This is a genomic window from Ferdinandcohnia sp. SAFN-114 (assembly GCF_059415045.1).
The window spans coordinates 1-11,018 of the sequence record NZ_JBPFDQ010000128.1; the positions used below are offsets into that span (position 1 = coordinate 1).

An 11,018-nucleotide genomic window follows, 5' to 3' on the forward strand; every position below is an offset into this window, starting at 1 on the left:
AAACTTTTTTATGAAGGCTACCAAGCGAAAGCGCGGTAGAAAAATCTGTGTCTATTTTCTTGACATAGTATCAAATATTACGCACCGCTAAAGAACAAGTCAATCCACCGCCTTCTTTATCTCAACTTTCTAAGTCTCTTGGTTACAAAAAAACCGAGACGCTTCGGGCAAAATTACCTGAAGAGACTGACATAATAATTAACAATTACCAAAGTCACATTATGGAAGAGAAACGGAATAGAAGAGAGGAGTTAAGGAATGTAATTATTAAATTATTGAATGATGGTATTTATCCATCACAAAAAAGAATTGAAAATGAGTTGGGTAAAAAATCATATTTTTGGAATGGCTCAAATTTAAGGTTATTAAACGAGGTATGTCAAGAACTAGGAGTGGTGAGAAAGAAAGGGCCACATACAAAAATTGAAATAAAAAAAGAGAATAAGTGATACCACATCCTTATTAACTGTATTCCTCGGATTCGTAAAAAAGTATAACAAAAAAATAAACAATATCTAGCTTTATAGGTAGTTTAGTATTTTATTTATGAAGAACACTACGCTTAAAAAGTATTGGGTTTACTTGTGATGTACCAAATAATAAAATACAGGTCAAATAACATAGGAAATCTCACTGTTCTTAAATTAATTCGTAGTATAAATCTCACCAAAAATGGCTTAGAGGAAATCTCCTCTAAGCCATTTTTTTTGCAGCATATCAACTAGCACCCATTTGTTAAAAGTTATATATTCAGAACCTTTTTTATCGCTCCATATGGAGTTTTCGCAAAATAAATTAGAAGTGTTCATACCCAGTGAGGAGCTAGAAGTTAAATATGACATAAAAAATGGTGTGTACTGATTACCGGACACACCACTTTTAATGGTCATTTTTCTATTGGTAATTTTCTTTATAGATTAATATAAATTATCAAAAGATAAAGGCTAGAGAAACAACTGCTGGTATACATACCATCAAAGGAATTAGAAGTATAGTTCTAATTTGAGTTTACTTTTTCTGCATCCCAGAAGTATTGACTAATTACCTTTGAGAGCGCATCCACAGTGTTTTTAATTTCTTTCATGTTATTATCAACTCCACCAATCTCAATTAGAATTGAGTGCTCTGATAAGTCTTGATTATAAACACCATTTCCTTCATTTAATCCTTTTTCAAATATACCCCTACTTATGCCAGGGTATTGGGATTCCAATGATTTATGAATTTTATTTGCAAACGCTAGGCTTTTTTCATGATTGTCACTAGCGCTTCCGACAACAAAGAAAACTCGAGCATACGGCTTATTGTGAATTGTAGCTGTTGTTAGATCTCTTCTAGATGAGTCACGATGCAAGTCTATTAGATACTCTATTTCGTTATTACTTGCCATTGTAGATGTGACAATAGAACGTGAAACAGTATATGCCTTTTCAGTTCCCCATCCATTTTTATTTAACTCTGCGCCCATATTTGTTTTATCAACAATTGCACCAACCCCATTAGCTTCTAAAGCTTTTCCAAGCATATCACCTACTACTGTCATATTCGTTTTTGAATCAAAAGCTTTATTAGGATCAGATTCCGGTGGAAGACCTAATAGCGGTAAGAAAGACTCGTAATTGTGTGATTGATATATAAGCATTTTTTTGTTGTGAATTGTGGTAATTGGAGGCTTTGGTTCTGATTTATTTAGTTCTTCTAATTCCTTTTGGGCCATTTCTCGTTCCTGGAGTAAAACATCTAGTGGTGGAGCAGATTCATAGGGAAGGTTTGTAAAATCTGTTCCTTCCCCAGGAACTAAAATTTTTGTATCATATAGCGCATATCCAGGTAATTCATTCCCAATAAAACTTCGAATATCCCCTAAGTTTATTTGAGTTATTAATTCTAGGGCAAGGCTTGTAGGTGATTTTAATTCTTGTTGGTCATTTAATGTCTGTGAAAAATACTGATTTTCAAAACTAATTAATTTTACAAATAATTCAATTGGAACATCTTGTGAACTTCTATCTATTTGAACCATATAAAATATATCTTTTTTTATGGTAGCAAAGAGCGAAGCAACAAGAAAAAATAATACTACAATTGTGGGTAGTAATAATAATTTAGTTAGTTTTGGGTGACCTGTATTATTTTTATAAGGGGCCATATTATCATCCTTGCTATGTTTTTATGAAATTATATGTTTAAGAGAACAAATCTATTACGATATTGTTCTACTAAAATTTAAACTGCTAATCTGAAATATCTGGTAGAGTTATGAATCAGTACTGAGGAGTACATGTGAGGAAAAGGACAAAAGAGGGATATAAGCACGGATTCTCCTTACCATATGCTTGCAATAAGGAGGCAGGAAGACCTGTTTAATTTGGAATAACAGACAATCACCTCCCCAAAAAGATGATATCTAAAACAAGAGTACAGCATGTTTTCCACTAAAAATTAAGATATTTTAATATTTTTTTGTGCAGTTTCTAAGGATTTTCACACAATTTTACGGAATCGTATTCTTTTTTTTGATTGATGATTTATATCACATATAGCATGATCCGGAGCTATTAAGATGACATTAGATTCAAAAAAAGGAGGAAGAAATACATGAATAAAATAACAAAATTAGGTTTACTAACTTTCTTAATATCAGGAGCACTGCTTGCGGGGTGTAGTTCTGAATCGGATCAAAGCACAGGGACAGAGAAAAACGTTGAGGAAGAAACACAGACCACTGATGTAAAATCAGATACTTCTGAAGCAATGGAAGAATCCATTAAATTTTATTTTACTGCAAATGAAGGAGGAAGTATTTCAAAAATTGATGCTTCTTCCAATGAAGTAGTAGAGTCAATAGAAGTTGATGGTGCAGTTCACAATGTACAGGTATCTCCAGATGGAAAAATGCTTGGTGCTACTCTCGTACCTGCGATGAATCATGGAGGAGAAGATACCCATGGAGAAGATTCTCATGGTGGTTCAATGGAAATGAAAGGTCAAGCACTCTTCTATGATATTGAAACGAATAAACTTCAAAAAACAATAGAAGTAGGGAATCATCCAGCCCACATAGTATTTACAGAGGACGGGAAGTATGCATTAGTAACGAATAATGAAGATAATAATGTTTCAATAATCGATATGGCAACTTTAACAGTTATAGAAACAGTTAATACAGGAAAAGGACCACATGGCTTTAGAATTTCTAGTGATAGTCAAAAAGCCTATATTGCAAATATGGCCGAAAATACAGTAAGTGTATTAAATCTTGATTCTATGAAAGAAGAGAAAAGAATCACAGTAGGTTCAGCTCCAGTTACAACAGGAATAACATCAGATGGTAAAGTACTTGTAGCAACTTTAAACAGTGAAAATATGCTTGCTATTGTAGATTTATCAACTGATGAAGTTGAAAAAGTAGAGGTTGGTGTAGGTCCAGCGCAAGTTTATATAGATGAAAATAACCAATTTGCATACGTAGCTAACCAAGGTACAGAATCCAATCCGTCTAATACAGTTTCGGTTATTGACTTAGAATCAAAGAAAGTTACTGCTACAATCGAAACAGGTAAAGGTGCTCATGGGGTAGTTTCTGATGGAGATCGCCTATATGTAACTAATATGTTTGAAAATACCGTGACGGTAATTGATACTAAACAAAACGAGGTAATTGATACATTCGAAGTCGGGGAAGTTCCAAATGGTATAAGTATTACTGAATAAACATTCAGAAGTGGCTATTAATATTAATCATACAACGAAAATAGAGCTAAAAAAAAGGGGATATAAAAAAATAATTATATGTATTTAGTTAATTATGAATAAATAAGAAAAAACGGTAGAAGTTTCTGAATTATAAAAATACCCCTCACTTTTTAACCGATTGGATCCAAAGTCCTTTCGGTTTTTTAAATTTTTAAAAATAAGATAAATATAATGTGATGATCGGGAAATTTAGGATTGTCTGTATTTGGAGAATTGCAAAAAAGGTAATACTAGGTAGATGGAGCAATGAAGTTAAGAGATTAATAAATTGCTTAATCCAGGAGAATATCACGAACAAGTTTAAATTACGATACAATTAGCTTTTACTATAGAAATAAATGTTTTAAAAACACAATCAATTAGACCAACAACCTTTAGATATTATTATCCTTCAAATGAATTAAAATTCTTTTAACATACCCAATAGAAGTGTTTCCAAGATGAATTTGTGTGGAATTTATGGAGATTAATTTTTTTAGTAAATAAGATGATAATATGCTAATAAGAGGTGATTATTGTATGACAAAAATTCTAGTGGTAGATGATGAAAAGGTCATTCTTGAAGTGTTAGAGGCTTACTTTGAAAAGGAAAGTTGGGAAATTTCTTTTGCTACCAATGGAATTGAAGCTTTAAAAAAGGTGAAGGATGAGAGTCCTAACCTTATTGTATTAGATTTGATGTTACCTGATATTTCGGGTGAAGAAGTGTGTAGGTTAGTGAGAAAAGAAAGTGATATTCCCATTATTATGCTTACCGCCAAGTCAGCTGAGGATGATTTAATTAATGGAATTGTCATTGGTGCTGATGACTATGTGACAAAACCATTTAGTCCTAGAGAAGTGGTTGTAAGGGTAAAAGCCTTATTAAGAAGAACACAAAAGATGGAGAATGTAAATCAAATCAGTTTTAATAACCATAAACTAATGATTGATCATGTGAAAAAGGAAGTAAAGCTAAAAGATGACATACTTGCGCTAACCCCAAATGAATATAAGCTATTAATGACGATGGCAAGTTATCCGGGGAGAGTCTATAGTAGAGCTGACTTATTAGAAAAAATTCAAGAAGATGGTATCTATTTCGAAGGATACGAAAGAAGTATTGATACACATATAAAAAATTTGCGAAAAAAAATTGAAACCGATTCTCGTCATCCTGAATTTATCTTGACTGTGTTCGGAATGGGCTATAAGTTTGGGGGAGAAAAAGATGAATCTAACACTTAGGTCAAGGATTTTAATCTATCTTTTAGTTGTATCACTGAGTGGTATTTTCATTACAAGTTTTACTATTTTTTTTGGGGTGGAAAATCAATTTACCGATTATCTCAAAAAAAACAGAGAAGAAAGTATCGAATCAATAAAAAAGGATGCACTGCAACAATTGAATGAGACAGGGGAACTAATTAATCAAAATTTGAGTTATAAGATGCATGAACAGGCAATGACGGAAAATTTATTCTATAGACTTTATGATGCTAATGGGAACTTACTGATTGATACGACATCGGTTCGTTCCATGATGGGAATGATGGAAGGTAATCATTCCTCACTAGATTCTAAAGATTATCAATCAACTTCTTATCCATTAAAAACCAATAATAAATTAGTCGGAAAATTGACGGTATTTTATCCTAAAAAATTAATGGGTGAGGATTCTGACTTTTTGAAGTCTATTAAAAGAAACATTTACCTTGCCGTATTAGTTACAGTCATTTTATCGTTCTTATTTAGTTTATTATTTTCTAAACGACTAACAACAGGGTTAAAAAAACTAATCAATGCGGTTGTTGAGTTGCGTAATCATCAATGGCGAACTCAAGTCCCTATTGATGAATTAACAGTAGAAATGAGGCCTTTAGGAGAGTCCTTTAATCAGCTTGCTGAATCATTAGCGAAAGAGGAATCACTTCGAAAACAATTTACAGCTAACTTTGCTCATGAACTTAGAACACCACTTGCAACATTAAGAAGTCATATTGAAGCTTTTCAAGATGGTATTTGGGAACCAAATTCAAAAAGATTAGATCAATGTCATGAGGAACTAATGCGGCTAGTTCGCCTAGTTAATGAGTTAGAAAAATTAATGGCGGCTGAAAATCCTCAGATTAGATTAGATAAAACAAAGTTAGAAACTGGAAAACTATTATCTTTTATAAACGACCAATTCAGTCCGTTGTTTATGAAAAAAGGAGTTGAATTAAAGATCCAACACCCCGATAAGCAGCATTGGTTCTTAGGTGATCGTGATAAAATCATTCAAATATTAACGAATATCGTTAATAACGCCCTTCAATATACACCGAAAGGAAAACAAGTATGGATTTATATAGAGGGAAAAAATGATCAAATTAGTTTTATTATTAAAGATGAAGGAGTTGGAATTAGTGAGAATGATCTCCCGTTCCTATTTGAAAGATTCTATCGGGGTGATAAATCTCGTGATAGGAAAACAGGAGGCATTGGGATTGGGTTATCTATCGTAAAGGCGCTTGTAGAAGCCCATCATGGTGAAATCAAGATAGATAGCCAATTAAATGTAGGAACGACTGTAGAGGTAATGATTCCGAAGCAGTAAGGGATTAGGTCACTTGACTTAATCCTTTTTTGATTAGGAAGAGTAGTTATCGTTAATCCACATAAGTTCTCCATACCTTACTCATAAGTTCTTTACAAGCGTTGATTATGATAAGAGCAAGAAAAGAAAACAACATGAAACTTTATAAGAAAAAATTAGGAGGCGATAGATGTTCGGTGTTCCGGTTAACACCTATAAATTATGAGAAAACTTTCTCCATAACTTCCACATAAGTTGCTCATAAATTCTACATTCGTGAGATGTAAGATAAAAATATGAAAGGAGAGATAAAACAATGATGGGATTAGGTCATGGTTTTGGAATGTTTGGAATGGGAGGAGGAACGATTATGATGATTTTAGTCGTTTTGCTAATAGGTTACCTTTTCTTTTTGGGAATGAACAATCAAAAAATAGGTATTCAAAATGGGAACCAGCAAGTAACAAGTTCAAATGCATTAGATATTGCTAAGTCTAGACTTGCTCAAGGTGAAATTTCTTTTGAAGAATTCGAGCAAATCAAGAAGAATATTTTATAAGATACTCTATAAAAAAATAACTATTAAAAGGAGATTGAATAGATATGAATATTATTAATGGAATATTAGCAGCAACTTTAGCTTTTACTGGAGGAACAGGGTTAGCTTTATTTTCAGATAAAGATACTCCAAATCAAAATACAGTGATTCAAGAACAAAGTGGTAATTACGATCAAATGGTTGAAATGATGGAATCAGGCGATGTTGGAAGTATGCAAAAATACATGGAAGAAGGGAATATGAACTTTGACGATATGCAAAAATACATGGAAGTAGGGAATATGAACTTTGACGATATGCAAAAATACATGGAAGAAGGGAATATGAACTCTGACGAGATGCAAAAACTCATGGAAGAAGGAAATATGAACTTTGGTCAAATGAAACCATATATGAGTGAAATGCATCCTAATTTAGATAATCAACAACTCGAAGAAATGTACAAGGGAATGCATGGAACGGGTGGTTCTTCTCAAAGCAGTAACTTTAAAGGAATGGGAAGTTTATAATTATCACTTTAAGCAGGTCGTTAATGACCTGCTTCCCCAAAAATTAAATATTGGAGGAATCTAAGATATGTTTTTATTACTATTTACTGGTGAATTACAAAAATTATTTAGCCGTATACAACCGAAAGAAACGAACAGCTCAAATGAACTAAAAGAATTGCTATAACAAATCAACTAATTATATAGAGGAAGGGAGAAACTAAAATGATAAATGGAGGACAGATGGTGTCCATTGGGAGGTAGTACTGGAGGAACATTTGGTTATACTAAAAAGTGCGATACATAAAATTTACTTTAAAAAAATACTAAAAATAATTTATCTATCACGTAAAATTTTTTTAAAAAATCAGAAGTAAGGATAAAAATTTTTGATACTAAAAAATAGGTGGAGGTTTTTTCTTTGGAATTCCATTATACAATCATAACAAATAAAACCATTGATGAAGCAATTTCATCAATCGAACAGAATCTAAAAGAAAAGAAATTTGGTATCCTATGGCAGCTTGATTTAACTGATACCCTACAGAAAAAGGGAGTAAATAGTTATACTTCACCTTATCGTATACTTGAAGTCTGTAATCCTGTAGAAGCTGCACGAGTTCTTGGTTTTAATCCATTAGTTGGATATTTCTTGCCTTGTAAGATAACAGTATATGAAAGTGAAGGGAAGACTAAAATTGGACTTCCAAAACCAACGGCTATGATTGGTTTGTTAAATGATCCCGAATTAAAATCCATTGGTCAAGAAATTGAAGAAATACTCATCGATGTGTTAGAAAAAAGTAAATAATAAGGAAACAAAAACAACAGGTTTGATGGTCATAAATCTGTTGTTTTGTTGTTTTTAAACAATTTTTCTTTTGTTATGTGCAATAAGGATATGTATAAAAATAGGCTTTTGCCGGTTATATGTAAGTTGTCCTCCCCATACGATCCCTTCTGTAGCATTTAATGTATCAATTAAACAAGAAAAATTACCCTGTAATAAGCATTCTGAATAAAGTTCAGAAGTTTTTACTAATCTGCATAAAAACTCCATACATTATTTGTAAAATTAAAATATAAAACAAAAGGAGTTGATTAGAGTGGAATGGACACTGTTTCTATTGCTGTTATTATGTCCATTGATGATGATTATTTGTATGAAAGGAATGGGTGGTCATAAGCACCATTCTTCACACTCTTCAAGCAATCTAGATAAAAAAATGTCTAAACTAGAGATTGAAAATGAAACTTTGAAGAAAGAGATAGATAAACTATCATCTTTAATAAAAAAAGGATCATAAGATTAAAACAGCCGTTACGTAGTGACGGCTGTTTACCAATTAAAGGATGGCACTAGGTTATTAAAATGTTGGATTGCATATTTTCTGCACATATTTATGATAAATTTTTTAAGTAATTAAGAAAGGTATAAGGTAAACAGAGGGAGGAAGTAAGATGAAATCGAAATTATGGCTTTTTACATTATTAGCAATTGCAGCCATCATTGGTGGTTGTAGTGCGAGTAGCTCAAATTCTGATGGAAATGCAATGGATCATTCCAACATGAACGAAGGAGAAATGGCCGATATGGAAGGTATGGATCATTCCAAAATGACTGAGGAAGAAATGGCTAATATGGAAAACGGTCATGCAAGCCATACAAATCCATTACCATTAAATGATTCGACAGGAGAAAATGAGCTAGCACTTCCACCATTGCTAGAACCAAAGAACGGACTTGTTGATATTACTGCTCAAAAAGGAACCTCTGAAATTTTTGAGGGCGTGCAAACTGAAACATATGGATATAATGGTTCGTATTTAGGACCGATTATTCGCATAAAAGAAGGGGAAACAGTAACTTTTAGAACAAACAATAAATTATCAGAGCCTACAACATTCCACTGGCATGGTGTAGATATTCCTGGTGAAGGCGATGGTGGTCCACACCAAATCTTAGAACCGGGAGCAACGGAAGATGTTAAATTTACAGTTAATCAAGGTGCTTCTACACTATGGTTCCATCCACATCCAGAGGGAGCCACTGCAGAACAAGTGTATAAAGGTTTAGCAGGTTTAATTTATATTGAAGATGAAAATTCAAAGAAACTTAGTTTGCCAAATGAATATGGAGTAAACGATTTCCCGCTAGTATTCCAAGATCGACAGTTTAACGAAGAAAAACAATTCGATTATCAAGCAGTTCTTAATGAAGATGGAACAATTGGAGATACTTTATTGGTAAACGGTACATTAAACCCTAAACTAACAGTAGGGAAAGAGAAAGTGCGTTTACGTTTATTAAATGGATCAAATGCAAGAGAATATACATTTAAATTAAATACTGGAGAAGAATTCCAACAAATTGCTACTGATGGTGGTTTATTAAATGAACCTCAATCAATGAAAGAAATCACATTAACACCTGGTGAAAGAGCAGAAATTATAGTTGATTTTTCTAAAAATGATGGTAAAAGTGAAATTGCTTTAGTTAGTAAGGAAGATGCAATTCTATTACCTTTTAAAATTGATGAAGAAAGAACAAATTCAGTAGAAATTTCAAACACATTAAATGATTATGCTGTTACAGAAGAGGAAAAAAATCTACCAGTTACGAAAAAACTAGAACTTTATGGAATGGGAGCAGATGTAAGAATTAACGGAAAACAATTTGATATGAATCGAATTGATTTCACACAAAAACAAAGTGAAACAGAAATTTGGGAAATCTATAATAAACCAGATGCAATGGGTGGCATGACACATCCGTTCCATATTCATGGAACCCAATTTAAAATTGTTTCAATTGATGGAAAAGAACCACCTGTAAGTTTACAAGGTTGGAAAGACACAGTTGCAATTGAAGCAGGACAAACAGTTAAATTAGCAGTTAAGTTTAATAATAAAGGTATCTACATGTTCCACTGTCACGTACTTGAACACGAAGAAAATGGTATGATGGGTCAAGTTGAAGTTTTTTAACTAACAAACGATTCTTTTTAAATATCGATTATCTCTACAAGTTTGGAATTATCTTCATTAACAATACTTACTTATATTGGTATCAATAAATGATGCGAAGTAATATAATAATTACAGAAGAATCATTTTATGTGGAATTTTTTTAAAAAGATTTTACGTCCAAACAATGGGGTGAGTATCTTGTGTGTATCCAATAATTTTGTAGAACTACAAGCTTATGAATTTAGTGAAAAAATTCGGGTAAATTCATTATATAAATTTGTAAGGGTTGAAAAATCAAATGGTAATGGAACTGAAGGAAATGTAATGGATTTAATTACACATGTTATATTGCAAGATAATGATGGTACACTTTATCAAATTGAGCCAAATCCAAACGGGTTGAAGTTTGCTAAAAAAGAGATCACATATAAGGAATATAAAAAGCTGCAAAATAAAGAAACGTTTACTGCTTTTTCAGCTTTCTTTTTAATTATAGGTTTTTTTAGCTTAGGTATGGTTGGCTTTATGAAACTTTTTTAATTAGTAATTATCTTAAAACTTTCTATATAACAAGCCCGAAAGCACACGTAAAATAGTAAAATTACGTGTGCTTTTATTAGTCTTTTTAAACCACACGCTCTGCGTGTGTGCAAACGAAACTTATAGAGTCGTACCAGAAGACAAAAAA

11 protein-coding genes are annotated in these 11,018 nt (G+C 32.4%); 10 read left to right on the forward strand and 1 reads right to left on the reverse strand.

The features are described from left to right. The first annotated feature begins 221 nt into the window (after nucleotides 1-221). A complete protein-coding gene (locus tag ACR65M_RS25050) occupies nucleotides 222-449 on the forward strand; it encodes a hypothetical protein (RefSeq protein WP_440274730.1) in 228 nt (75 codons plus the stop codon). A 548-nt stretch (nucleotides 450-997) separates the two neighbouring features. Here the strand turns inward: ACR65M_RS25050 and spoIIP are convergent. After that, the gene (gene spoIIP / locus ACR65M_RS25055; protein ID WP_440274731.1) at nucleotides 998-2,023 is read right to left on the reverse strand and encodes a stage II sporulation protein P; all 1,026 of its coding nucleotides are present in this window, start codon (nucleotides 2,021-2,023) and stop codon (nucleotides 998-1,000) included. Nucleotides 2,024-2,598: 575 nt separating this feature from the next. On the opposite strand from spoIIP, the gene ACR65M_RS25060 reads away from it, so the two are divergent. The 9 genes from ACR65M_RS25060 to ACR65M_RS25100 all read left to right on the forward strand — a co-directional run bounded on the left by ACR65M_RS25060 (nucleotide 2,599) and on the right by ACR65M_RS25100 (nucleotide 10,870). Continuing rightward, complete coding sequence (locus ACR65M_RS25060) at nucleotides 2,599-3,714, forward strand: YncE family protein (protein WP_440274732.1); 1,116 nt, start codon at nucleotides 2,599-2,601, stop codon at nucleotides 3,712-3,714. Between the two features lie 561 nt (nucleotides 3,715-4,275). Next, nucleotides 4,276-4,983 (forward strand): response regulator transcription factor, encoded by a 708-nt coding sequence (locus ACR65M_RS25065; RefSeq protein WP_440274733.1) that lies wholly within the window; start codon nucleotides 4,276-4,278, stop codon nucleotides 4,981-4,983. Continuing rightward, complete coding sequence (locus ACR65M_RS25070) at nucleotides 4,967-6,334, forward strand: sensor histidine kinase (protein ID WP_440274734.1); 1,368 nt, start codon at nucleotides 4,967-4,969, stop codon at nucleotides 6,332-6,334. The genes ACR65M_RS25065 and ACR65M_RS25070 overlap by 17 nt, the downstream gene beginning before the upstream one ends. Before the next feature lie 295 nt (nucleotides 6,335-6,629). Then, nucleotides 6,630-6,872, forward strand: coding sequence for an SHOCT domain-containing protein (locus ACR65M_RS25075; RefSeq protein ID WP_440274735.1), 243 nt, complete (start codon nucleotides 6,630-6,632; stop codon nucleotides 6,870-6,872). A 44-nt stretch (nucleotides 6,873-6,916) separates the two neighbouring features. Then, nucleotides 6,917-7,381 (forward strand): hypothetical protein, encoded by a 465-nt coding sequence (locus ACR65M_RS25080; protein ID WP_440274736.1) that lies wholly within the window; start codon nucleotides 6,917-6,919, stop codon nucleotides 7,379-7,381. Between the two features lie 400 nt (nucleotides 7,382-7,781). After that, complete coding sequence (locus tag ACR65M_RS25085) at nucleotides 7,782-8,171, forward strand: DUF302 domain-containing protein (protein ID WP_440274737.1); 390 nt, start codon at nucleotides 7,782-7,784, stop codon at nucleotides 8,169-8,171. A gap of 295 nt (nucleotides 8,172-8,466) precedes the next feature. After that, nucleotides 8,467-8,667: a DUF2933 domain-containing protein gene (locus ACR65M_RS25090; protein ID WP_440274738.1), complete on the forward strand. Its 201-nt coding sequence runs from the start codon at nucleotides 8,467-8,469 to the stop codon at nucleotides 8,665-8,667. Between the two features lie 154 nt (nucleotides 8,668-8,821). Further along, nucleotides 8,822-10,348: a multicopper oxidase family protein gene (locus tag ACR65M_RS25095; RefSeq protein ID WP_440274739.1), complete on the forward strand. Its 1,527-nt coding sequence runs from the start codon at nucleotides 8,822-8,824 to the stop codon at nucleotides 10,346-10,348. A 129-nt stretch (nucleotides 10,349-10,477) separates the two neighbouring features. Beyond that, on the forward strand, nucleotides 10,478-10,870 hold the full coding sequence (locus tag ACR65M_RS25100; RefSeq protein ID WP_440274740.1) for a hypothetical protein: 393 nt from the start codon (nucleotides 10,478-10,480) through the stop codon (nucleotides 10,868-10,870). Nucleotides 10,871-11,018 lie beyond the last annotated feature (148 nt).